We start from the raw sequence: 22517 nt of genomic DNA, 5'->3' as shown, positions 1-22517 counted from the left end.
AGAAAACCGATGAAACAACCGCTCTCCCTGCTTTTTGCCGCGGTGGCCGCAACGGCTTGCGCTCCCGCCGTTCCCGCCGGCGAATTCCGGATTGTCGGAAAAATCGGAAACGTGCCCGACGGCGCGGTAGTGCGTCTGTATGAACCGCAGGGGCAAATGTTGCGGGGAATAGGCGTGGATACGCTGGCAGGCGGTCGGTTTTCCTTCCGGGATACAGTCGCTTTCCCGAAAGTTGTTCAGATCAGTGTGACGGTTGGGGATTACCGGGGCGGTACGCTCGATGTTTGGGTTGCCCCCGGCAAACGTATCGAGGTCCGTGGTGAGGATAAGCAGGCTTGGCTTTGGGAGGCCGCTTCGGACATTGCGGAGCAGGCGGACGAAGACATGTACCGTGCTCTGGTCGAACCTCAAATCTGTGAGTTGAATTGGTTTCAGGACATGCTGAATACACAGCAGGATTTTGCCCGTTATATGGAGCTGTTCGGGCAAGTGTCGGAGAAAACCGTCCGTCGTATGCAGACGGCTCCCGTGACGCGGGTCTGGTTGAACAAACTGGCCGAATGCGCCCGTCTTTTGCAGTTCGGAATAGGTACAGCTCACAAGGCCGAAATGCTTGCGCTTTACGACCGGATGACGGAAGAACAGCGGCAGTCTCCGATGGGCCGGCGGATTGACGCTTATCTCAATCCGGCTCCGGCGGTCGGAGTCGGAGACCGGCTGGTGGACGGGGATCTGTACGATGCGGATGGGAATCTGCATCGCCTGGCGGAATTCATCGGGAAATATATTTTGCTCGATTTCTGGAGTGCGGGCTGCGGTCCGTGCGTACAGGCGATTCCCGAACTGCAAGAGATCGCACGAAAGTATGCCGGCAGGGTTGCGGTTGTGAGCATCAGCCAAGACCCGAAGCCGGTGTGGAAGGAGTTTATTGCCGAAAAGCAGTTGGTCGGAAACCAATGGAACGAACTTGTAGACGGAGATACCAGGCTTGGGATGCGTTATGGGGTAAAGGAAATTCCGCATTTCGTGCTGATCGCTCCCGACGGCCGGATTCAGGATGTATGGCAGGGTTACGGCAAGGGGAGCCTGCTGGAAAAAATGGAGCAAAACATCAAGTGATATGGACGATATTCGTTTGGACAAGTATCTTTGGGCGGTGCGGGTGTTCAAGACCCGCAGCGATGCCGCAGATGCCGTGCGCACGAACAAGGTGACGGTAAACGGCGCTTATGCCAAGCCTTCGCGCGAGGTGAAAATCGGCGATGTGATCGCCGTGCGCAAAATGCAGGTGACCTATTCCTACAAGGTGCTCGATCTGGTGTCGAGCCGTCAGCCGGCGAAAAACGTGCCTCTTTACTGTCTCAACGTTACTCCGCAGGAGGAGCTGGACAAACTCAACGTTCCGCGCGAGACGATCTTCATCGTCCGCGACCGCGGTACGGGCCGTCCGACCAAGAAGGAGCGGCGCGAACTGGACGGGCTGATGGAGGAGATCTATTACGACGAGGAGGAATAAAAGGAGAATCCCGGCAGGAGCGCAATCCCGTCTTTTTCCTGAAGAATTTGAAGAGAAAAAGAAGGCATCCTGCCGGGTTCTTTTTTCAGCGGAATCCGGCAGGTCCGCGCAAAACGAAAGGGCGGCGCCGAATCCCGGCATCTGAGGCTTTTGGCGGGCCCTGCACAACCAGAAAACAGCACACACCCTTCCGGGGGTGCTGTATCTGTTGTGCATAAAATTCGCCAAAATTTCAGATGCTTCGATACAACGTACTATGTCAAGAACGCAATAAAGTCGGAACTCTCCTTACAAAGGTACTAAAAAGCCGGAACGTATCCAAAACCGAACCGTCTTGCGGTTCGGCAAAACCTCCGGACCTTTAAAAGGGTCGTACAACCTCAAAGGTAACGAAAAAAAGCGGAAATGCAAAAAAGCGGCCCGAAAGCCGCTTTTCCTATTTCTTGTTGAAATTGGTCATGGTCAATTGGGTTCCCACGGTCGCGAACGACCGGATGGCGTCGACAAAGACCTTCAGCCGTTCGGGAAGGGCCTTCCGTTCCTCGTCGGTCCATTCGCCCAGTACGTATTCCACCTGGTGCCCCTTCGGGAAATCGCCGCCCACGCCGAAGCGCATGCGGGCATACTCCTCCGTTCCGAGCAGTTCGGAGATGTTTTTCAGTCCGTTGTGCCCTCCGGCGCTCCCCTTCGGGCGCAGGCGCAGCGTGCCGAAAGGCAGCGCGATGTCGTCCGAAACGACGAGCAGATTCTCCGGCGGAATCTTCCCGGCGTCCATCCAGTAGCGGACGGCCTTGCCCGAGAGATTCATGTAAGTCGAGGGTTTCAGCAACACCAGTGTCCGGCCCTTGTACTTCGCTTCGGCCACGTCGCCGTAACGTTGGGTGGTAAAAACAGTGTTGGACGCCTCTGCAAGGGCGTCCAACACGTTGAAACCGATGTTGTGACGGGTTTCGGCGTATTCGGCGCCGATATTCCCCAGCCCAACAATGAGGTATTTCATATTCCCGGCTTATTTCGCAGCCTCGGCAGCTCCGCGCGACGCACGGGTTACGCGAACGGCGCAGACGGCGGTCGTAGCGGGGGTGATGAACTTCAGGTTCTCGAACTCGAGGTCGCCGACGAAGATGGTCTTGCCTACGCCCAGTTCCGTAACGTCCACGACGATTTCGTCGGGAAGGTTCTCGACCAGTGCGCTGACGACCAGTTTGCGGGCCGACAGGGCCAGCTTACCGCCGACCTTCACGCCCTCGGCGTTGCCGGTCAGGCGTACCGGAATGGCGATTGATACGGGTTTGCCCTCGGCGATGCGGTAGAAATCCAGGTGGAGAATCTCCTCGCGTACGGGGTGGAACTGTGCCTCACGCAGCACGGCCTGCTCTTTCTTGCCCTCGATGTCGAACTCTACGATGTAGGAGTTCGGGGTGTAGATCAGGGGTTTGATCTCGCGGGGGTCTACCGAGAAGGTCTCGGTTTCGCCGTTGCCGCACAGTACGCAGGGGACCATGCCCTCGCGGCGAATCGCCTTGGCGGCCTTCTTGCCGAAATCAGCGCGTTTTACGGCCTTGACTGAAATGGTTTTCATAATGAAAATTTGTTTTTTAATGTGTGTTGCCTTCGGCGGTTCTCAATGCGGACTCTGCGGACCGCATCCCATTTCCGCCTGCTTTGGGAGCGCAAAGATAAGGTAAATAATTAAGAATTAAAAATTAGGGATTAAAAATTGTTTCACAACCCGCAATTGTCCAAAACGTTTGGACGTCTGCGGTGAGTTGTAAAAGCGAGCCTCGACTTTATCAGAGTCGGGACTCGCCCAATTTTTCATTTTTCATTTTTCATTTTTAATTTTTAATTCCCCGAATGTGCTTCTCCCAGGCCCAGGCGGCGGCGAGCGTCTGGTCGAGCGTGCGCTCGGCAGTCCAGCCCAGTTCGGTGTTCGCCAGCGTGGGATCGGCCCAGATGGCGATGATGTCGCCCGCACGGCGCGGTGCGATCTTGTAGTTGAGCTTCAGGTGGTTGACCTCCTCGAACTTGTGCACCAGTTCCAGCACCGAGACGCCGCGGCCCGTGCCGACGTTGAAAATCTCGTAGGCCTGCTTGTTCTTGTCGCCGGCCATGCGGTTGATCGCCGCCACGTGGGCTTTGGCGAGGTCCACGACGTCGATGTAGTCGCGGATGCACGACCCGTCGGGCGTCGGGTAGTCGTCGCCGAAGACCGAGAGGCACTCGCGCAGTCCGGCGGCGGTCTGCGTGATGAAGGGCACGAGGTTCTGCGGCACGCCGCGCGGCAGTTCGCCGATCAGCGCCGAAGGATGTGCGCCGATGGGGTTGAAATAGCGCAGCGCGATGCCTTTCATGCCGGGGTAGGCGGCGAGCGAGTCGCGCAGGATGTCCTCGCACATCTGCTTGGTGTTGCCGTAGGGCGAAGTGGCCGGCTTGCGGGGCGTCTGCTCCGTCACGGGCTGCTTCTCCGGCTCGCCGTAAACGGTGCACGACGACGAGAAGACGATGTTCCGGCGGCCGAATTCACGCATCAGGCCGATGACGTTCATAAACGAGGTGAGGTTGTTGCCGTAGTATTCGAGCGGCTTCTGCACCGACTCGCCCACGGCTTTCGACGCTGCGAAGTGGATCACCGAGTCGAATTCGTACTGTTCGAAGACCTTGCGGAAAGCCGCCCGGTCGCAGCAGTTGACCTCGACGAAGGGGATGTCCACGCCGGTGATCTTGCGCACGCCTTCGACGGCGTTGAGGTCGCTGTTCGAAAGGTTGTCGACGATCACCACGTCGTAGCCGGCGTTGATGAGTTCCACGGAGGTGTGCGAGCCGATGTAGCCTGCACCGCCGCTGACCAATACACACGATTTTTTCATAGGTAGCTGGTTGTTATTTGAGCAACAAAGGTATTAAAAAATTATGCGGCGGCAAAAAAACGCCGCCGAAAAAACCGCCCGGAAGCCTTGGTGGCGTGGCGAATAACAAATTGTAACCCGGCGTGAGAAAAAAGCGTTCGGGGAGTGTCTGTTTTCGGAAATTTATCGTACATTTGTAACAGATCGACACTTTGCACTCGGAATTTCATCAAAAAATTAACGGATATGTACGGGAAAATCAAGGAGCACCTGCAACATGAACTCGCCGAAATCGAGGCGGCAGGGCTTTACAAACGGGAACGGATCATCGCTTCGCCCCAGCGGGCCGAGATCGAGGTTGCAGGTCGGAAGGTGCTCAACTTCTGTGCCAACAATTACCTCGGACTGTCGGACAATCCGCGGCTGATCGAGGCGGCGAAGAAAGCAATGGATGCCCGCGGCTACGGCATGTCGTCGGTGCGCTTCATCTGCGGCTGCCAGGACATCCACAAGGAGCTGGAGAAGGTTATCGCCGACTATTTCGGTACGGAGGACACGATTCTCTACGCCGCCTGCTTCGACGCCAACGGCGGCGTGTTCGAACCGCTCTTTTCGGAGGAGGACGCCATCATCTCCGATTCGCTGAACCATGCTTCGATCATCGACGGCGTGCGTCTGTGCAAGGCCGTGCGTTACCGCTACGCCAATGCCGACATGGGCGAACTGGAGGAGTGCCTGAAGAAGGCGCAGGCCCAGCGGTTCCGCATCATCGTCACCGACGGCGTATTCTCGATGGACGGCAACGCCGCACCGCTCGATCGGATCTGCGCTCTGGCGGAAAAGTACGACGCGCTGGTGATGGTCGACGAGTGCCATTCGGCGGGCGTGCTGGGCGAAACGGGCCGCGGCATCACCGAACTCTACGACCTGCGCGGGCAGGTGGACATCCTCACGGGTACGCTCGGCAAGGCATTCGGAGGCGCCGTAGGCGGATTCACCACCGGCCGCAGGGAGATCATCGACATGCTGCGCCAGCGTTCGCGTCCCTACCTTTTCTCGAACTCGCTGCCCCCTGCCGTGGTCGGCGCCGGGATCGAGACCTTTAAGATGCTCGCGGAGAGCCACGAACTGCACGACCGGCTGGTGGCCAACGTCGAACATTTTCGTGCCGGAATGATGGCGGCGGGTTTCGACATCAAACCCACCCAGTCGGCCATCTGCGCCGTGATGCTCTACGACGCCAAACTGTCGCAGGAATTCGCCGCGAAATTGCAGGACGAGGGCGTTTTCGTCACGGGATTCTACTACCCGGTGGTTCCCAAGGGTCAGGCGCGCATTCGCGTGCAGGTCTCCGCAGGCCACACCATCGAACAGCTCGACCGCTGTATCGCCGCCTTCACGAAGGTCGGCAAAGAACTGAATGTCATCAAATAACTTACTGCCATGGCTAAAACCGCATTGGACGCGATCGACCGCAAGATCCTCAAATACCTCATCAAGAATGCGCGCATGCCTTTTCTGGAGATCGCCCGCGAATGCGGCATCTCCGGCGCCGCCATTCACCAGCGCATCCGCAAGCTCGACGAGTCGGGCGTGATTCTCGGGAGCCGCCTGATCGTCGACCCCAAGATGATGGGCTTCGACGTCTGCGCCCACATCAGCATCACGCTCAAGGACCCGCAGCTGCTGAAACAGACCGTCGAGGAACTGCGGAAAATTCCCGAGATCGTCGAGGCGCATTTCATCACCGGCAAGGGCAACATCCTCGTCAAACTCTACTGCGTGGACAACGAACACCTCATGCGTACGATTTTCGACGGCATTCTGCGCATTCAGGGCATCGCCACCACCGAGACGAACATTTCGTTGCAGGAGGTGTTCCAGCGCGAGGTGAATATCGACTTTATCGACGAATAGGTTGCAGATTGCCGGAGGTATCTCCGTACTGACGACACACAAGGGGGCTGTATACAATACAGCCCCCTTGTGTGTTTCGGTGCAATCCGCGTCCTGCCGGAACTTGAACTGTCAGAGCCATTTTTTGTACTTGAAGTACCAGATTGTCAGGGCCGAGCAGAAGATCATCAGCCCGATGGCGAAGATGTAGCCCAAGGGGATGTTCCAGCCGTTGCCGAGCGTCAGCGTCCAGTCCAGTTCGGGCATGAACTTGAAGTTCATGCCGTAGATCGAAGCGATGAGCGTCGCGGGCATGAAGATCACCGCCGCCACGGAGAAGATCTTGACGATCTCGTTCTGTTCGATGTTGATCAGACCCAGCGCCGCGTCCTGGATGTAGTCCAGTCGCTGGAAACTGAAATCGGCGTGGTTGATCAGCGAGTTGACGTCCTTGATCATCAGCTGCAGGCGCGGATAGATGTCGTTGGGGAAACGTTCGGAACGCAGGATGCCCGACAGCACGCGCTGGCGGTCGAAGATATTCTCGCGCAGCGACATGGTCGATTCCTGCAACGCGCTGATGCGGTGCAGCACCTCCTTGTCGATCGAATTCTCGGAGTTGATGTCCTTCGAGAGCGCCGCGACCTGCTTGGCGATCAGCTCCACGAGGTCGGCGTCGAAGTCGATGCGCACCTCCAGCAGCGAAATGAAGAGGTGGTAACCCGTCGAATAGCTGCGGTAGTTCATCTGGAGCCGTTTTTCCGTCTCGCGGAAGGTCCGGAACTCGGCGCTGCGCACCGAGACCAGCACACCCTCGTTCGAGATGATGAACGACACCGGTTCGACGATGAACGAGTCGCCCGTGGGGACGAAGAAGTTGGAGTTGGAGATGATGGAGTTCTCGTTCTCGGAGTATTTCGACGTCGACTCGATCTCCTCGACCTGCTGTTTGGTCTGGAGGCTGATCTCCATGAAGTTCTCGACGGCCTTCTGCTCCTTGATCGTGGGCAGCAACATGTCGATCCACAGGATGTCGTCGTAGCCCAGTTCATCGAAGAGCTTGGTGTCGGCATTGCGGATGATCTTGTTGTATTGCTTGAGGTAAATTGTAATCATAAGACGCTCTCTTAAAGTTCGTGAATCCGTTTACGTGCAGAGAGGCGGATCTCCGGTCCGCTAAGCTCTTCAGCCGGGATTGGCTCTCGGAACCGCCTTGAGGCCCGAGTTCCAGAACTTTTTCAGCGCTTTGTCTTTCTGATTGTCGAAGATGTAGTCGAAATGTGCGAGTTCCGCGTAGGCGCGCCCGGGATCGGCCGCGAAAGCCGATTCGAGAATCGCCTCGTAGCCGTGTTCGAGTCCGTAGGTCAGGGCATGCTGCAAGGTCTCGACGGCGTCGGGGTCCGTGTCGGCGTGCGCCGCCCAGACGGCGAAGGCGCAGGGAAGTTTTCCGAACGGTTTCCACGCCCCGACCAGCGCGTCGTCGCTGGCGAGCAGGGCCTCCTTCGATGCGGGAACGCCTCCGACGCAGTATTCGGTGACGATGCGCGCGTCTGTCAGCGACGGCATGGCGGCGGCCGGAATCAGGGCGATGTCGGCTTTGTGCTCGGAAAAGGCTTGGATTGTTTCGGCGGGGTCGGACAACAGCAATCCGGCGCGGAGGTTATCTTCGTGCTGGATACCATAGATGAATGGCGTCGTGCTGAAGCACGACACGACGGCTATACGTGGAACTATGACCATCATCCATAAGGTGTAAAACTGTTGGTTTGCGAAACAAAGGTACGACAAAATCCCGAAGTTTTTCTATAAAATCTGGAAAAAGTGCATCGGGGTCTTGACAAGGGGGTGTCCGGTGTCGTATATTTGCCGTACGATTCACAGCCGGCCGGCAGGGACGGCAAAGTTATCAACATCGGGAAACGCTTCTGTTTCCGCATTTTGTGAATTGTTATCTCCATTTATCGACAAGTTTTAAACCCGTTGTCAACAATCCGGTCGCCTCTGTGCCTGTGATGCCGGAAGTGTCAAAAGCATCCGCATGCCGCATTGCGCCGTGTCCTGCGGCGAATGAATACAGTCATCTCTCTTAAAAATCCATTATGCTATTTACTCGAATTCCGCAACAGTACGCCCCGCTCGGCGGGGAACTCCGCTACGCCGTCAGTCAGGAGACGGCCGGAAACATCGACATCCGCATCGTCGATGCGGCGGCCGGGTCCGCAGCCGGAATCGGCGCGGCGGTCTCGCCCGGCGGCGCAGACAGAGCCGGCACGCGCGGACCGGTCGGCGACGGCAGTGCGCTGCTGGGTGCAAAACGTTTTGCGGCCGTCGCCGAGGCCGCGTTCGATGCGGCGCCCTACCTCCGGCGACGGCTGCATTTCACGCCCGCAACGGGGCGGACCGGATTTTACCCCGCCGAAGGACGGACCGTCACGGCCGTCGTCGAGGTTGCCGGGACGGATGGGGAAGCGGCCGCGGCGATCGCTCCGGCGCGCACGTTTCTGCCCGGCGACGCCCCCGGAACGCCCGGCCTGCGGACCTCGATGCCGCTCGTGCGTCTGATCCCGGAGGATGCATGCGACGAACTGACGCTGCTGACCGACGGACCCTGCATCGTGACGGTGACGGCCGAGGCCGGGGACACCGCGACGGCCGAAAGTTACCGCGCGAGCGAGGCGGGGCTGCACCTGTTTCGTCTCGACATGCGCGATTTCCCGGGCGCGGAGCGTGTGACGGTCGATGCCGGGACGTGCGGCACGGTCGTCTATTCCGTGACTCCGGCCGTTCAGGGACAGGTGCGGCTGGCTTGGCGGAGCAGCGCCGGATCGGTCGAGCACTACACCTTTCCCATCGTGCGGACGACAACCGTGCGCACCGAAAGGCGCGAGGCGGAGGGTCCGCAGGGACGTGTGGTCGCGGCGGCGGAAACAGACCGCGAAATAGTGCTCGTATCGGCCTACGAGACCCGGAGCATGCTGGAGCCGCTGGCCGAACTGACAGCGACGGCAGCGGCATGGATCGTCACTGAAAAGTGCTATATACCGGTAGACATCGCCACCGAAGAGGCCGTCGTACAGCGGCGCGGCACGTTGAGCTGTCTGGAGATCGCCATTCGCCCCAAACGTAAAAAACACGCAGCATGGAACTGAAAATCGACGGACAGATTTGCGACCTGAAGGCGGGGAGCATTGCCGTTCCCGGCTACGATGCCGCACGGCTCGCCGATCCGGAGGCTTGCCGCGAAGGGCGGTCGCTGAAAATCCCGATTCCCGCGACGCCGCGCAACGATGCGCTCGTGGGGTTTGCCTGCGATCCGCACGCCGCCGGCGGGTTCAACGACGCGCTCCACACGGCGGAGCTGTCGGCCGAAGGTTCGGCGCTGATCGGCGGAACGGTGCGCCTGCTGGCCGCGTCGGGAGAGGGGTACACGCTCGAAATCCGCGACGGAGGGGCCGGATGGGCCGAAAATGCCGCCCGCCGCATGTTTTCCCGATTGGGGGTGGCGTGGGACAATGTCCTGACCCCGACGGCGATCGTCGAGAGCTGGACGGACGACTCCCCGGTGAAGTTCTTCCCCATCCACCGCGACGAATACCGTCGGCAGAACAGCTCCTCGGACCTGCTTCCGGCGGAACGCCTGCTCTCGGTGGAGGACTACCATCCGTTCCTGCACGTCGCCACGCTCGTCGGGCAGATTTTTCGGGAGGCGGATTACGAGGTGAAGAGCCGCTTTTTCGAATCGGCGTTTTTCCGGTCGCTCTACATGAGCGGGGCCTACTCCTCGCGCGACACCACGGCGGCGGCCGGCCGCATGGGCTTCTCGGCGCGGCGGCTGGCTCCGGCGACGGCTGCGGCGAACGAACTGGGGCGGGTTTCGGCCAACCCCAAGGCCGTCGCCAACACCGTGGGCAACATCGTCGACACGGCCACGCCCCAGAGCGTCGACGCCGACGGAGAGGCGATCGACGGGCTTTTCAACAACGGCAACTGTTTCTCGACGGACAACGGCAAGATCGTCTTCACGCCGCCGACGGAGATCAGCGTCGGGTTCGAATACCGCCTGAAATACACCACCGCCCACCGCATCGTCTCGCGGACGCGGCTCAAGGGCTTCGATACGGTGTATCTCGGTCCCGGGGCCGAGTTCCGGTTCGAGCTGGCCAACCGGTACAGGGACCTCCGCGAGGCCGTTGCGCCGAATTTCACCTACCGCGCGCTGGTTTTCGATCACCTCGCCGGGGCGCAGTACCGCCTGACCTACACCCGCAACGGCGTGCCCGGCACGGTGTGGACCGACTTTGCGGCCCGTTCGGCGCAGGTCACCACCCCGGCCTCGGGGACCGTCGTCGATCCCGTGCTGCTGGTCCGCAGCGGTTCGCAGTGGGTCGCCTACCGCGGCGACTGGGCGCTCTACAACGGCTACGTCGGCGAGACGGGGCAGACGATGGTCGAGGTGCGGCTCCGCACGGCCGCCGAGAGCGTTTCGCCCGCATCGCCCAAGTATTTCAATCTGATCTATTTCGCGGGGGCGGAGCCCGGGATGGCGCTGACCCTGCACAAGGAGTGCTCGCTGCGGCCGCGCTTCCTCTCGGCTCCGGGATTCGGGTCGCGGATCGCATTCGCCGATGTGGCGCAGCACCGCATCCGGCAGTCGGAACTGCTCGATGCCCTTGCGCATCTGTTCAACCTGCGGTTCTACACCGAGGAGGCGACGCGGAGGGTCTGGATCGAGCCGGAAGGGGAGTTTTTCGGTGCGGGACCGGAGACGGACTGGAGCGGCAGGACGGACTTTTCGCAGCCTGTCGAGCGGCGGCCGGTCGCCCCGGAGATTCACGAGGTGCGGACGTGGCGGTACCGGGACGGCGACGGCGCGGTGGCGCGCTTCGACGCCGGGGAGGAGGCTCCGCTCGGGGCGTGGAGTTTTGCGGCGGATTCCTACGCCGCGATGCAGGGCGAAAAGGTGCTGCGCAATCCGCTGTTCAGTCCCTCGCTGAATGCCGCGGGGCATTACCTCAATGCGCCGTCGGCGCTGATTCCCGAGGTCGGCGACCGCGACGACGCGGAGGAGGACGGGACCAACTTCACGCTCCGCATCGTCCGCTACGCCGGGATGCATCCGCTGCCCGGCGACGAGCGGTGGGGGTATCCTTCGGGGCGTTCGGAGTATCCGCTCGCGGCGTTCCATTTCGCGGGGGACGACGCTGCGGAGGGGTTCACGCTCTGTTTCGAGGACCGCGACGGACAACAGGGGCTGCACCGCTTCTACGACGGGCAGGTGCGCCGGGAGGCCTCCCGTGAGCGGATCATCCTCTCGCTGCGGCTCGCGCCTCACGAATTCGAAGCCCTTCTGACGCCCGGAACGGGAGCGCCGGACATCCGTTCGGTCTTCCGCATCGATACCGGAGCGGGCGTGGTGCGGGCCGCGCTGCACGCCGTTGGCGACTACGACCCGGCGAAAGCCTCGGTGCGCTGCACGTTCAACCGCCTCATGGAAGACTGATGACGCGGCACGACGAACTGTTGGCCGAAGCGGTGCTTCGGGAGGTCCGGGGGCTTACGACCCGGCAGGCGGTATTGCGGTTGTTCGAACTGGGGCTGGTCAGCCGCCGGGGGTGTGAACAGCGCGCGATCCGTGACGAAATCGGGCGGCTCGAAAAGGAGGGCATGTCCCGTTGCGAAGCCTTCGAGGTCACAGCCGGGAAATTCTGCTGCTCTTACGAGAAGGTGCGCAACGCATTTTACAACACTTACAAACATTAATCATGAAATCGGAAATTCAAATCAACAACACGGCCGGGGTCTGCCAGATCGACATCGAAGGGACCATCGGCGTACCCGAGGAGTGGCAGTTCGAAGAGCCTGACGCCCGGGTGGCGACCTACGAGCGTTTCCGCGACACCCTGCGGCGCATTGCGGAGATCGAGGCCCCGGAGGTGGTGGTCAACATCCGCTCGACGGGCGGCGACGTGAACGACGCGCTGCTGATCCACGACGCGCTCCGGCAGCTCCCGGCGCGGGTCACGACCCGCTGTTACGGCTATACGGCCTCGGCTGCGACGATCATCGCCCAGGCGGCGTCGGAGGGGTGCCGTCTCCTGTCGGCCAATGCCCTCTATCTGATCCACACGGCCATCTGTTCGACCGAGGGAAATGCCGCGGAGATCGCCGGGAAGATCGACCTGCTGCACCAGACCGATGCGCGTATCGCCGCGGTCTATGCATCCCGTTCGGGGCGTCCGGCCGCGGAGTTCGAGGCCCTGATGGCCGAGAACAACGGCAACGGCCGCTGGCTCGCACCCGAGGAGGCCGTTGCGGCGGGACTGGCCGACAAAGTGGTCGAAGCTGCGGAGCAGCCGGCGTCCTCGCTGGCGCGGAATATCGCCCGGGGCTGGGAGCGTTTGCTGGCCAATATCGGTCTGCGGCCCGGCCCGGCGCTTCCCGCCGACCGCAACGTTCTCCATTTCGACGGGGAGGTGCAGGCTCTGCGCAGCCGTTCGGCTGTTGCGGCCGACGAAGCCCGCCGGCAGGCCGCGCCGACCTCCACGCAGCCGCGCGAGGACCCTTCCTGCGGCGACACGGTCCGCTCGGCCAACGAACGCGCCTATGCCGAAGACGCCAGGCGCATGCGCAATTAAAAATTAAGAATTGAGAATTGCCAAGCAGGGGGGCTTCGGGCTGCCGATTCACCGGAGGCGAATCGAAAATCTGCCGGTCAGGAACAAAAGGAGGTTTCGGCCTAAAATGGAAGTCCGGCGATACCCGCCCTGCGGAGGCAAAACAAACAACCAAATTCATCAACCATTTAAAACCAAAAACAACCATGACTTACCTCGAAAATTCGAAACAGTACACCGGTTCCGACCTCGAAAACATCTTCTTCCGCCCGATGCTCACCGGGGAGTCGGCGCAGGACCTCGGCGTGCGCGTACTCTACAACATGCCCCAGCCTACGCACGTCCAGCTCTGGGACGGCCAGCGCAACATCCTCCAGAAATTCACCTCCGCAGGCTGGGCCGGGGGCAAAGCGGCGACCAAGTACGAGAAGACGGTCAATCTTAACCGGGTGAAGGCCGAACTGGGATTCTCGGCCGCCAACTACTTCTCGATGGTCTACGAGAAGGTCTCGTCGCTGGTCAACACCCACATGGACGACCTCTCGGGCACGGAGCTCGAACAGGCCGAAACGGCGCTTTTCAAACAGGCCCTCGCCGAGAATATCCGCGTCACGATGTGGATCGGCGACACCTCCGCGGCGTCGGGTTACAACACCTTCGACGGACTGCTGAAGCGCATCAACGGTCTGGTCGACGACGACGGCGTCTATAACTTTTCCTACCAGGCGGCCGCGCTCGAAGACCCGGCCTATGTGGTCGAGCTGTTCGACAAGCTGTGGGCCGGGGCCGATCCCCGCATCCCGGGCCTCAAGGCCGACGACCGGCTGGCCTACTTCGTCTCGTCGGACATCTACCGCCTCTACGAGAAGTACCTCGATGCAAAGGGCGCCGACGCGGCCTACGCCGATGCGATGAACGGCCGCCGGACGCTGGCCTACCACGGAATTCCGGTCGTGGACGTAAGGCTGGGCAGCTACCTCGGCGCCACCTCCTTCCGCCAGTCGTTCGTCATGCTCACCGACCGCCGCAACCTCGTGCTGGCCGTCAACACGGCCGACATGCCCGGCAACGAGGTGCGCATGTGGTACAACCCCGACGAGATGGAGAACCGCCAGCGTGCGGTCTTCATGGCCGGAACCCAGATCCTCGACGAGGCGCTGATCTCCTTTGCATACAAGCAGTAAAAACCCGGGAACGCGCATCCGCAGGGGCTTTCCCCGCGGATGCCGCGTCCCTGAAATCCGAAAAACGCCATGAGCAAAACGAAAAAAATCAAGACGGCCGTGGGGGTTGCCGACCGCACGGACCCCTATTATGCGCTGGGTTCGTCGCGGGTCGAGAGCGACAAATTCTGGCGCTGGGGCGACGACAACCTCTTCCCGGCGGCGCTGGCGCTGATGGCCCGGCGTTCGACGACCCACCGGCGCATCATCAACGACAAGGCCGACTACATCTCCGGCAAGGGATTCACGTGCGACGAGGCGCAGCAGCCGCAGCTGGCGGCCTTCGTCCGGTGCGTCAACGGCCGGGGCGAGAGCCTTCGCCAGGTGCTGGGCAAACTGGCCTTCGACAAGTCGCTGTTCGGCAACGCGTTCCTCGAAGCGGTCACCGACCCCGGGCACACCTTTCTGTCGCTCTACCACCAGGACGCCTCGCGCTGCCGCGTGACCCGCGACTCGAAGCACATCCTGCTGCACCACGACTGGGCGGCGTTCAAGCCCGCCGAGGCGCGCTCGCTGCCGCTCTACCCCGACTTCGAAGCGCAGGAGGACGGCACGCTGCGCTCGATCGTCCATTACAAGGATTACGAACCGATGTTCGAACACTACGGCGTGCCGCCCTACATCGCGGGGTTCAGCGTCTCGGCGATCGCCTGGAAGACCGACCGCTGGAACATCTCGCGCCTCGACAATTCGTTCCAGCTGTCGGGCGTGATGATGCTCGACTCGTCGGTGGACAACGAGGCCGAGGCCGAACGCATCGTGCGGCTCGCCGAACAGAAGTTCGCCGGGAACCCCGGGCAGGTGATGTTCGTCATCCGCGACGGCGGCGAGGATGACAATTCGCGCTTCATCCCCATTGCCGCGCAGAACGAGGGCGACTGGCAGGCGCTGCACGAACAGGCCGTCGGCGACATCGTCGTGGCCCATTCGTGGTTCCGGACGCTGAGCGGACTGGACTACGCTGCGGGATTCAGCGCCGAACGCATTCTGCACGAATACGAGGTGGCGCTCAACACGGTGATCCTCGCCGAGCAGGACGAACTGACGGAGCCGATCCGCGCCGTCATCGCCTCGGTGCTGGGGCTGGACACGACGTCGCTGCAAATCGTCAACCGTCCGCCGACCCGCTCGAAACCCATCTACATGAAGGTCTGGGAGGCCCGCAAGGCCGACGGACTCGACTACGACCCGGAGGATGAACGCCAGCAGGCGTTTTTATCCGAAATTACGAAGTATAATATTAGAAGTATCGAATAAAATGCATAGCTTCCGCGGGGCATTCTGCCGCTTTTGCCGCGAAAAGCGACATGCGGATGGTTTTGGCGCTTTTAACTTCGCTACGCTCGTTTTCCTCCTTCTGGCACGGCATAGCCCGCAAGCGGTCTCTGCTCGTGCTGCGTGCGTCGGTTGCCATCAAAAGTACAGAGAAAGCCGCGACGATGTCGCGGGTGTTTTGTACCTTTTTTCCGCAAAAAGGTATTCGAAACGGGCGCCTATTCGCGGGTTTGCAAGCAAACCGGCCCCGTTTCTTGCCACTTTTAGCCGGGCCTTCGTTTCACGGCTCCGGCATCGGGCCGGGATCTTTCGCCGCCAAAGGCGGCGCAGGCGTGAGACGCCTGTTTTATGGGTGCTTGCACAGAACGGGATCGCAGTATCCTGCCGTCGCCCCTAAAAGCGGTTTCAAACCGCTTTACGCTTTTTGCCGAGCGGGATTCTCATCACGTGACATCGGCAAACTTTCAACTTTTCACTTTTAACCTTCCACCTTATGAATACGTTAGTCACACCCCTCCAGGTGCTGAAACTCGCCTTCGGCGAAGGGGAATACCTGCCGCCGGAGATCATTGCCGAAGCCGACATTGCCGGAGCCGAACAGCGCCACATCGTTCCCGTCGTGGGACGGGCGCTCTACGAAAAGCTCCTCGCTGGCTCCTATCCCGACTTCCGGACCGAATACCTCGCCTCCCCGGCAGCCCTCTTCACGCGCGCCGTCCTCCAGCCGCGGCTCGACGTCCGCACCGGGCAGTGCGGCACGACGGCTCCGAAATCCGCCTATGCCCAGCCGGCCGGAGACACGGCCCGCCGACACCTGCGGCGCGCCCTGCTGGCCCAGGCCCGCATGCTGCTGCACCGCGCTGCGGAGCACCTTCGCGCACACCGGGATGAATTCCCGGAATACGATCCCGAGAACGACATCTTCAACCGCTGTACGACCGATGGAGGCTTTGTTCAGATTCGTTAGCGGCGTGGCGGCGGGGATCGCCGCGCTGTTCGCACCGATCGGGCCGCTGGCGGCCACGACCGTCGTCTTCATCGGCGTCGATTTCCTCTCGGGAGTGGCGGCCGACCGCGCTGCGGCCCTCCGCGAAGGGCGCGCATGGTATTTCGAGAGCTGCAAGGCGTGGCGCACGGTGCTCAAGCTCGCCCTCGCGCTCACGGCGATCTCGATGGCGTGGCTGATCGACAGCTGCGTGCTGGATTTCATGCGGCTGAACCTCGCGCGGCTTCTTACGGGGTTCACCTGCGGCGTGGAGCTGTGGTCGTTTCTCGAAAACGCCGCGCAGCTCTCCGACGCTCCGCTGTTCCGCTGGCTGCGCCGCTACGTGCACCGCCGCATCCGGAAGGAGGCAGGCGATGAGTAGGGGTTTGTCGAATTGCAATCCGGGGAACATCCGGCAGTCGAAGGTGCGTTACAAGGGCGAAGTGCAGCCCTCCCGGGACCCGGCCTTCAAGCAGTTCGAGTCGCTGGCCTGGGGCTACCGGGCCGTCTTCGTGCTGTTGCATACTTACCGGGTCCGCCACGGCCTGCGGACCGTCCGCGGGATGATCTCCCGCTGGGCGCCGCCCGTGGAGAATCACACCGAAGCCTACATCCGCGCCGTGGCCGCCGACACGGGCATCGACCCCGACGAGCCGCTCGACACGCTCGACCCGGCGACGATGATCCCCCTGGCCGCCGCCATCTCGCGCGTGGAAAACGGCACGGCGGCGGACCGCGGCGAAATCGAGCGCGGCTGGGCGCTGTTTTCCGACTGATTTTGCTATCTTTACGGCTCAATAGACTGTCCGGATGAAGATTTCCCGCCTGCCCGACCGGCTCGACCGTATGCCGATGCTCAAGATTCTCGTGTTTTTCGCCGCGGGAATCGCGCTGGCGGGCCGCTACGAACTGCCCCTGTGGTTTCTCGCAGGGGCTTTCGTCGTGACGGGCGTGCTGGCCCTGTCGCTGCGCTCGTCGGCCGCCACGGTCGCAATGATCCTCACGGCGGGGTTCGCCGCGGCGCAGTTCCGTGCGCCCCGGGCCACCGTGCCGCGGGGCGTGCACACGGTCTATGAGGTCACGGTCGAGGGGTTTCCGGCCGACCGGGGCCGTTATGTCGTCGCCGATGCGTCGGTGGCGGCATGGCGCGATCCGGCCGACGGACGCTGGCACGCTTCGGACGCCCGTATCCGGCTATACGCCGATTCGCTTGCGGGGTTGCATGCCGGGGAGCGCATCCGCTGCCGGGGCGCGGTGCGGCCGTTTCGCGGCGGTGCGGAAAGCTATCGCCGCCTGATGGCGCGGCGGGGCTACGCCGGAACCCTGTGGATTGCGGAGCGGACGCTTCTCGAACGGCTTCCGGACCGGCATGCAGGCCTGCACCGCAGGGCGGTCGAAAGGCTCTCCCGGCTGCCGATGAGCGCCGGGGCTGCGGCCGTCGTCGAGGCCATGGCGGCGGGCGAGCGGCGCGGCGTCACGCCCGAACTCCGCACGGCGTACTCCCGGAGCGGGTTGTCGCACCTGCTGGCCGTATCGGGACTCCACACGGGGATCGTTTTCGCGCTGGTCAATCTCGCGCTGTGGTGGCTGCCGCTTTTCAGGCGGGGACACCTGCTGAAAAACCTGCTGGCGGCCGTTGCCGTGTGGCTTTTCGTCGCGGCGGCGGGGTTTCCGCCCAGCGCCGTCCGGGCCGCGGCGATGTGCACGGTCCTGCAGGCGGCGCTGGCCTCGGCGTCGGAATACGTTGGGCTGAACGCCCTGGCCGCGGCGGGATTCGGGATGCTGGTCTGGAATCCCAACTGGCTGGGCGACATCAGTTTTCAGCTGTCGTTCGTCGCCGTGGCGGCCATCCTCGCCTGGGGCGTGCCGCTCTGCCGCCGCTGCCGGACCCGGTGGAAGGGCGTGAACGTCGTCGTCGACGCCTATCTGATCGGGTTCGTGGCGACTGCCGCCACTGCGCCGCTCGTTTCGCACACGTTCGGCGTCGTGCCGCTGGCCGGACTGGTGGTCAATCCGCTGGCCATCGCGCTGGCCGGGGTCGTGGTGTTCGGCGGCGCATTGTGGATGCTCGCACCCGTCGGATTCCTCGCCCCGGCGTTCGGGTTCGTCACGGGGAGCGCCGCCGAAGGGATCAGCGCGCTGGCCCGGCTGACCGCCTCGCTGCCCGGAGGTGCGGCCGATTACACCCTCGGCGGATGGCCGACGGCGGCGGTCTACGCCGTTTTTGCGCTTGCGACCCTTGCGGCGTGGAGCGGCGAACCGAAAAAAACGTACCTTTGCGGACGTGATTACCCCCGAAGAATATTCCCTCCTGCTCACGGACGAAGTGCGGCGCGCCGTCGCCGCTGCACGGGGCCGCGACCCGCTGGAGGTGGCTCTGGACCGCACCGTCCCCCACGCCCGGCTCGTGGCCACGCAGGTCAAATACCTCGCGCGGGCCGCGCAGAAACTCCCTTCGTACGCCGCGGCGCAGTGCATCCTGCCGCCGCTGGCCTTCGAGCAGGCGTCGAGCGAGGCGTGCGCCGCCCACAAACTCCTCGAAGGCGACACGGTGCTGGACCTCACCTGCGGGCTGGGTGCCGACGCCCTTTTTTTGAGCCGCCGCTTCCGCCGTGTGGTGACGCTCGAACGCAATGAAATGCTGGCCCGCGTGGCCGCGGAGAATTTTTCCAGAATGGGCGTCGCGAATGTCGACGTAGTGAATGCCTCCGCCGAGGAGTATCTCCGACGCGACGGCCTGCGTTTCGACTGGATTTACGCCGATCCCGACCGCCGCTCGGACAAGGGCCGCAAACTGGTGCGGCTGGAGGATTGTTCGCCCGACATCGTCGCCCTGAAGCCGCGTCTGAAGCAGGTTTCGGGGCGTCTGTGCGTCAAGAACTCCCCGCTGTTCGACGTCGGCGAGGCCCTCCGGCTCTTTCCCGACAGCCGCGTGGAGGTGCTCTCGCTCGGCGACGAATGCAAGGAGGTCGTGGTCTATGACGACGGCTCGGGACCGCTCGTCACCGCCACGGCTCTCGGGCGCGGGAGTTTTTCGGCCGCTCCGGGCGAGACCGCACCCCCTCCGGGCCGTTTCGACCCGGAGCGTTACGGCTATCTGGTGATCCCCGACGTGTCGTTGCAGAAGGCCCGTCTCGCGCGGATTCACCTTGCGGGAAAAGCCGACATCTGGAGCGACAACGGCTACGGGTTCGCCGTGGAGGAGCCGGAAGGCGTGCTGGGACGGACCTTTGCCGTCGAAAGCATCGAACCCTACGATCCCAAACGGCTCAAGCGCGAACTGAAAGGCCGCGGGGCGGAGGTGCTCAAGCGTGATTTCCCGCTCGCCGCCGAGGAGTTGATGCGCCGCCTGGGGCTGCATGCCGGGGCCGGCCTGCGGCTGGCCTTCACGAAAATCGGGAACGATTTTTGGGTTATCCGTTTAAAATAGCTACATTTGCCTGATTGCCAGGCTGCGACTTATGAAATTCAGCGATTTTCTGACATACTTCACCGACACGATTTTCCGGCGCGACGTCACCGAATGGCGCAACCCCGTCGTGCGGTGGCTCGTGCAGCAATACCGCCTGCTGTTCTACACGGCCCGCGGCCTGCTCGAACACGGAACCATCGTCCGTTCGGCGGCGCTCACGTTCTACACGCTGATGTCGCTGGTGCCGATTCTCGCGGTGGTATTCGCCGTGGTGAAAGGATTCGGGCTGGCCGACGGACTGATCGAAAACCTCTACGGTCTCTTCCCCCGAAACCCCGACATTGTCGACTACATCGTCAACTTCGCCGAAAACGCCCTGGCACGTACGCAGGGCGGCGTGGTGGCCGCCGTGGCGCTGGTCATGCTTTTCTGGGCCGTGATCCGGGTCTTCGGGTCGATCGAAAGCGCCTTCAACAACATCTGGGAGGTCAAGGTCGAGCGCAGCATCACCCGCCAGTGGACCGACTACATCGCCGTGGTGATGATCGTGCCGATCCTCTGGATCGTGGCCAACGCCGTGGGCAACTATGCCGAGCAGCTGCTCGGATTCGACGACAGCTGGTATTTCAACCTGCTGTCGCACCTTGCCTCGATGATCGTCATCTGGGTGATGTTCACCTTCCTCTACATCGTCATACCCAACGCCAGAGTGCGTTTCGGCAGCGCCCTGATGGCCGGCATCGTCGCCGGGACGATTTTCTTGCTCTTCCAGTGGGGCTACGTCTACGTGCAGCGGTGGATGACCTCGTACAACGCCATCTACGGCAGTTTCGCGGCCCTGCCGCTGCTGCTGATCTGGATGCAGACCTCGTGGGAGATACTCCTTTTCGGCGGCGAGCTGTCGTTCGCCTATCAGAATATCGCGCGTTTCGGCGAGGAGCGCGAATCGCTCCTGATCAGCTACGACCAGCGGCGCAAGGTGCTGCTCGCGGTGATGCTCACCGTCGTGCGGAATTTCCGCGACCGGGGCGGGGCGCTGCCTGCGGACGAGATCCGCGAACGCCTCGACCTGCCCACGCGCATCGTCAACGACGTGCTGTTCCAGCTCGTGCAGGCCGGGCAGCTGATCGCCGTGCGCAGCGGCGACGGCGAGCGGGAAACGGCCTTCACTCCGGCGCACGACATCGCGTCGATGACCGTCTACGGCGTGCTGGAGGCGGTCGAACGGTCGGGGCAGACCACTTTCGACCTCGGGCAGACGCCCGAACTGGCGCGCATCGACCGCGAACTGGAGACGCTCAAAGAGTCGGCCCGCCGGTCGCAGGACAACGTGCGGCTGACCGACCTGCTGTAATTATGAATTCTGAATTGAAAAAAACCGTCATCATCGGCAGCGGGAACCTCGCGGAAGCGTTGGCCCGCGCCGTCGCCAAGAGCGAACTGGAACTCGTGCAGATTTTCGCCCGCAACGCCGAGCGGGCGCGCATCGTCGCGGAGCTGGCCGCGACCGGCTGGGAGACGCGCCCCGAAATGCTCCGCAAGGATGCCGACATCTACCTGATCGCCGTCAGCGATCGCGCCGTGGCGGAGGTGGCCGCAACGCTCCCGATTCCCGAAGAGGCTGCGGTGGCCCACACGGCCGGAAGCGTGCCGGTCACGGCCATCCCCGAACGATTCGCCCGGCGTGCCGTTTTCTATCCGATGCAGACCTTCACCAGAGGGCGCGAAGCGGACTTTTCCGTGATCCCCGTGTTTCTCGAAGCGCCGTCGCCCGAACTGCGTCCGGAGCTGGAGGCGTTCGCCCGGAAACTCTCCGGGACGGTCATCTGGGCCGACTCGGCACAGCGTTGCAAGGTGCATCTCGCGGCGGTTTTCGCCTGCAACTTCGCCAATCACATGTATGCCGTGGGTGAACGTATCGTCCGCGGTGCGGGGCTGGATTTCGACGTGCTGAAACCGCTGATCGCCGAAACCGCGGCCAAGGCCTGCGACGCCCGTTCGCCGCTCGACGTGCAGACGGGACCCGCCGTGCGCAACGATTTCGCCACGAAGGCCCGCCACGGCGACCTGCTGGCCTTCGACCTCCGACTGAAAAACATCTACTCAACGATAAGTCAAAGCATATGGGAAACTTCAAAGAAGATATAGCGCGCTGCGAAGCCTTCGTCTTCGACGTCGACGGCGTGATGACCGACGGTGGCATCATCCCCACGCCCGACGGCGACTTCATCCGCCGCTACAACGCCAAGGACGGCTATGCGCTGGCCTACGCGATCAAGATCGGCTACAAGGTCTGCATCATCACCGGCGGCCGGGGCCGGACGCTCGAAAACCGCCTTCGGATGCTCGGTATCGACCATTTCTACGTCGACTGCATGGACAAGATCACGGCCATCCGCGAATACATGGCGGGCCAGGGGCTCGATCCGGCCAACGTGATCTACATGGGCGACGACATCCCCGATCTGGATTGCATGCGCGAAGTGGGCCTTCCGGTCTGCCCGGCGGACGCGGCGGCGGAGGTGATCGAGGCGTCGCGTTACGTCTCGGAGTTCCGGGGCGGCGAAGGGGCCGTCCGCGACATCGTCGAGCAGGTGCTCCGCGCCCGCGGCGACTGGGCGCGCGACTCGCAGGGCGTCACGCCCTCGTCGCTCGCGGCGTCGCGGTAAGGCGTTCCGGAAGAGACGCGGTTCCCTTCCCGGCCGACGAAAAGGCGCGGCCGCCTTTCCCTTCTTTCTCTGAAAGAA

The 22517-nt window shown here is 62.4% G+C and carries 23 protein-coding genes; 18 read left to right on the top strand and 5 right to left on the bottom strand.

Features of this window, described 5'->3' with window-relative positions:
• The first annotated feature begins 9 nt into the window (after positions 1-9).
• Complete coding sequence (locus tag BHV64_RS10250; RefSeq protein WP_288115846.1) at positions 10-1119, top strand: TlpA disulfide reductase family protein; 1110 nt, start codon at positions 10-12, stop codon at positions 1117-1119.
• 1 nt (position 1120) lies between these two features.
• Positions 1121-1516, top strand: coding sequence for an RNA-binding S4 domain-containing protein (locus tag BHV64_RS10245; protein ID WP_015546857.1), 396 nt, complete (start codon positions 1121-1123; stop codon positions 1514-1516).
• 436 nt (positions 1517-1952) lie between these two features.
• Here the strand turns inward: BHV64_RS10245 and pth are convergent, their stop codons facing one another.
• The 3 genes from pth to galE all read right to left on the bottom strand — a co-directional run bounded on the left by pth (position 1953) and on the right by galE (position 4386).
• Positions 1953-2516, bottom strand: coding sequence for an aminoacyl-tRNA hydrolase (gene pth, locus BHV64_RS10240; protein WP_015546856.1), 564 nt, complete (start codon positions 2514-2516; stop codon positions 1953-1955).
• A gap of 9 nt (positions 2517-2525) precedes the next feature.
• Positions 2526-3098: a 50S ribosomal protein L25/general stress protein Ctc gene (locus BHV64_RS10235; RefSeq protein WP_015546855.1), complete on the bottom strand. Its 573-nt coding sequence runs from the start codon at positions 3096-3098 to the stop codon at positions 2526-2528.
• 256 nt (positions 3099-3354) lie between these two features.
• Positions 3355-4386 (bottom strand): UDP-glucose 4-epimerase GalE, encoded by a 1032-nt coding sequence (gene galE / locus BHV64_RS10230; RefSeq protein WP_217726915.1) that lies wholly within the window; start codon positions 4384-4386, stop codon positions 3355-3357.
• A gap of 225 nt (positions 4387-4611) precedes the next feature.
• Between galE and kbl the strand changes: the two genes are divergently transcribed.
• On the top strand, positions 4612-5799 hold the full coding sequence (gene kbl, locus BHV64_RS10225) for a glycine C-acetyltransferase (protein ID WP_022061174.1): 1188 nt from the start codon (positions 4612-4614) through the stop codon (positions 5797-5799).
• 9 nt (positions 5800-5808) lie between these two features.
• Positions 5809-6282 (top strand): Lrp/AsnC family transcriptional regulator, encoded by a 474-nt coding sequence (locus tag BHV64_RS10220; RefSeq protein WP_022061173.1) that lies wholly within the window; start codon positions 5809-5811, stop codon positions 6280-6282.
• A gap of 111 nt (positions 6283-6393) precedes the next feature.
• Here BHV64_RS10220 and BHV64_RS10215 read toward each other — a convergent pair whose 3' ends face one another.
• Both BHV64_RS10215 and BHV64_RS10210 read right to left on the bottom strand, forming a co-directional pair.
• Positions 6394-7377 carry a magnesium transporter CorA family protein gene (locus BHV64_RS10215; RefSeq protein ID WP_015546853.1) on the bottom strand — a complete coding sequence of 328 codons (984 nt, stop codon included), beginning with the start codon at positions 7375-7377 and terminating at the stop codon, positions 6394-6396.
• 69 nt (positions 7378-7446) lie between these two features.
• Positions 7447-8004 carry an MqnA/MqnD/SBP family protein gene (locus tag BHV64_RS10210; RefSeq protein ID WP_118406358.1) on the bottom strand — a complete coding sequence of 186 codons (558 nt, stop codon included), beginning with the start codon at positions 8002-8004 and terminating at the stop codon, positions 7447-7449.
• Between the two features lie 356 nt (positions 8005-8360).
• On the opposite strand from BHV64_RS10210, the gene BHV64_RS10205 reads away from it, so the two are divergent.
• From BHV64_RS10205 to BHV64_RS10140, 14 genes are all read left to right on the top strand, one after another.
• Positions 8361-9410: a hypothetical protein gene (locus BHV64_RS10205; RefSeq protein WP_217726914.1), complete on the top strand. Its 1050-nt coding sequence runs from the start codon at positions 8361-8363 to the stop codon at positions 9408-9410.
• On the top strand, positions 9401-11761 hold the full coding sequence (locus BHV64_RS10200; protein WP_217726913.1) for a hypothetical protein: 2361 nt from the start codon (positions 9401-9403) through the stop codon (positions 11759-11761). Before BHV64_RS10205 ends, BHV64_RS10200 begins: the two co-directional genes overlap by 10 nt.
• Positions 11761-12021, top strand: a complete 261-nt coding sequence (locus tag BHV64_RS10195) for a hypothetical protein (protein ID WP_022062675.1) — start codon at positions 11761-11763, stop codon at positions 12019-12021. The genes BHV64_RS10200 and BHV64_RS10195 overlap by 1 nt, the downstream gene beginning before the upstream one ends.
• A gap of 2 nt (positions 12022-12023) precedes the next feature.
• On the top strand, positions 12024-12896 hold the full coding sequence (locus BHV64_RS10190) for a Clp protease ClpP (protein WP_118406357.1): 873 nt from the start codon (positions 12024-12026) through the stop codon (positions 12894-12896).
• A gap of 185 nt (positions 12897-13081) precedes the next feature.
• The gene (locus BHV64_RS10185) at positions 13082-14059 is read left to right on the top strand and encodes a hypothetical protein (protein WP_022062677.1); all 978 of its coding nucleotides are present in this window, start codon (positions 13082-13084) and stop codon (positions 14057-14059) included.
• A 69-nt stretch (positions 14060-14128) separates the two neighbouring features.
• Complete coding sequence (locus BHV64_RS10180) at positions 14129-15355, top strand: phage portal protein (RefSeq protein WP_217727617.1); 1227 nt, start codon at positions 14129-14131, stop codon at positions 15353-15355.
• Positions 15356-15866: 511 nt separating this feature from the next.
• Positions 15867-16340 (top strand): DUF6712 family protein, encoded by a 474-nt coding sequence (locus tag BHV64_RS10175; RefSeq protein ID WP_147619712.1) that lies wholly within the window; start codon positions 15867-15869, stop codon positions 16338-16340.
• Complete coding sequence (locus BHV64_RS10170; protein ID WP_015546846.1) at positions 16315-16740, top strand: phage holin family protein; 426 nt, start codon at positions 16315-16317, stop codon at positions 16738-16740. The genes BHV64_RS10175 and BHV64_RS10170 overlap by 26 nt, the downstream gene beginning before the upstream one ends.
• The gene (locus BHV64_RS10165; protein WP_022061220.1) at positions 16733-17134 is read left to right on the top strand and encodes a hypothetical protein; all 402 of its coding nucleotides are present in this window, start codon (positions 16733-16735) and stop codon (positions 17132-17134) included. Before BHV64_RS10170 ends, BHV64_RS10165 begins: the two co-directional genes overlap by 8 nt.
• A gap of 34 nt (positions 17135-17168) precedes the next feature.
• Positions 17169-18995 carry a ComEC/Rec2 family competence protein gene (locus BHV64_RS10160; protein ID WP_288115837.1) on the top strand — a complete coding sequence of 609 codons (1827 nt, stop codon included), beginning with the start codon at positions 17169-17171 and terminating at the stop codon, positions 18993-18995.
• Positions 18910-19788 (top strand): THUMP-like domain-containing protein, encoded by an 879-nt coding sequence (locus BHV64_RS10155; protein ID WP_288115836.1) that lies wholly within the window; start codon positions 18910-18912, stop codon positions 19786-19788. The genes BHV64_RS10160 and BHV64_RS10155 overlap by 86 nt, the downstream gene beginning before the upstream one ends.
• A gap of 31 nt (positions 19789-19819) precedes the next feature.
• Positions 19820-21124 carry a YhjD/YihY/BrkB family envelope integrity protein gene (locus BHV64_RS10150; protein ID WP_022061093.1) on the top strand — a complete coding sequence of 435 codons (1305 nt, stop codon included), beginning with the start codon at positions 19820-19822 and terminating at the stop codon, positions 21122-21124.
• A 14-nt stretch (positions 21125-21138) separates the two neighbouring features.
• Positions 21139-21918 carry a Rossmann-like and DUF2520 domain-containing protein gene (locus tag BHV64_RS10145; protein ID WP_217727619.1) on the top strand — a complete coding sequence of 260 codons (780 nt, stop codon included), beginning with the start codon at positions 21139-21141 and terminating at the stop codon, positions 21916-21918.
• Positions 21894-22439, top strand: a complete 546-nt coding sequence (locus BHV64_RS10140) for a KdsC family phosphatase (RefSeq protein ID WP_022061091.1) — start codon at positions 21894-21896, stop codon at positions 22437-22439. Before BHV64_RS10145 ends, BHV64_RS10140 begins: the two co-directional genes overlap by 25 nt.
• The last annotated feature ends 78 nt before the right edge of the window (positions 22440-22517 follow it).

Source organism: Alistipes sp. 56_sp_Nov_56_25 (genome assembly GCF_001915285.1).
Lineage (GTDB): Bacteria > Bacteroidota > Bacteroidia > Bacteroidales > Rikenellaceae > Alistipes > Alistipes shahii.
This window is presented reverse-complemented; position numbering and strand designations above follow the sequence as displayed.

Bases quoted from the DNA above. Each gene is read 5' to 3' on its own strand.
- BHV64_RS10250 (WP_288115846.1), top strand. From the start codon at position 10: ATGAAACAACCGCTCTCCCTGCTTTTTGCCGCGGTGGCCGCAACGGCT.
- BHV64_RS10245 (WP_015546857.1), top strand. From the start codon at position 1,121: ATGGACGATATTCGTTTGGACAAGTATCTTTGGGCGGTGCGGGTGTTC.
- pth (WP_015546856.1), bottom strand. From the start codon at position 2,516: ATGAAATACCTCATTGTTGGGCTGGGGAATATCGGCGCCGAATACGCC.
- BHV64_RS10235 (WP_015546855.1), bottom strand. From the start codon at position 3,098: ATGAAAACCATTTCAGTCAAGGCCGTAAAACGCGCTGATTTCGGCAAG.
- galE (WP_217726915.1), bottom strand. From the start codon at position 4,386: ATGAAAAAATCGTGTGTATTGGTCAGCGGCGGTGCAGGCTACATCGGC.
- kbl (WP_022061174.1), top strand. From the start codon at position 4,612: ATGTACGGGAAAATCAAGGAGCACCTGCAACATGAACTCGCCGAAATC.
- BHV64_RS10220 (WP_022061173.1), top strand. From the start codon at position 5,809: ATGGCTAAAACCGCATTGGACGCGATCGACCGCAAGATCCTCAAATAC.
- BHV64_RS10215 (WP_015546853.1), bottom strand. From the start codon at position 7,377: ATGATTACAATTTACCTCAAGCAATACAACAAGATCATCCGCAATGCC.
- BHV64_RS10210 (WP_118406358.1), bottom strand. From the start codon at position 8,004: ATGATGGTCATAGTTCCACGTATAGCCGTCGTGTCGTGCTTCAGCACG.
- BHV64_RS10205 (WP_217726914.1), top strand. From the start codon at position 8,361: ATGCTATTTACTCGAATTCCGCAACAGTACGCCCCGCTCGGCGGGGAA.
- BHV64_RS10200 (WP_217726913.1), top strand. From the start codon at position 9,401: ATGGAACTGAAAATCGACGGACAGATTTGCGACCTGAAGGCGGGGAGC.
- BHV64_RS10195 (WP_022062675.1), top strand. From the start codon at position 11,761: ATGACGCGGCACGACGAACTGTTGGCCGAAGCGGTGCTTCGGGAGGTC.
- BHV64_RS10190 (WP_118406357.1), top strand. From the start codon at position 12,024: ATGAAATCGGAAATTCAAATCAACAACACGGCCGGGGTCTGCCAGATC.
- BHV64_RS10185 (WP_022062677.1), top strand. From the start codon at position 13,082: ATGACTTACCTCGAAAATTCGAAACAGTACACCGGTTCCGACCTCGAA.
- BHV64_RS10180 (WP_217727617.1), top strand. From the start codon at position 14,129: ATGAGCAAAACGAAAAAAATCAAGACGGCCGTGGGGGTTGCCGACCGC.
- BHV64_RS10175 (WP_147619712.1), top strand. From the start codon at position 15,867: ATGAATACGTTAGTCACACCCCTCCAGGTGCTGAAACTCGCCTTCGGC.
- BHV64_RS10170 (WP_015546846.1), top strand. From the start codon at position 16,315: ATGGAGGCTTTGTTCAGATTCGTTAGCGGCGTGGCGGCGGGGATCGCC.
- BHV64_RS10165 (WP_022061220.1), top strand. From the start codon at position 16,733: ATGAGTAGGGGTTTGTCGAATTGCAATCCGGGGAACATCCGGCAGTCG.
- BHV64_RS10160 (WP_288115837.1), top strand. From the start codon at position 17,169: ATGAAGATTTCCCGCCTGCCCGACCGGCTCGACCGTATGCCGATGCTC.
- BHV64_RS10150 (WP_022061093.1), top strand. From the start codon at position 19,820: ATGAAATTCAGCGATTTTCTGACATACTTCACCGACACGATTTTCCGG.
- BHV64_RS10140 (WP_022061091.1), top strand. From the start codon at position 21,894: ATGGGAAACTTCAAAGAAGATATAGCGCGCTGCGAAGCCTTCGTCTTC.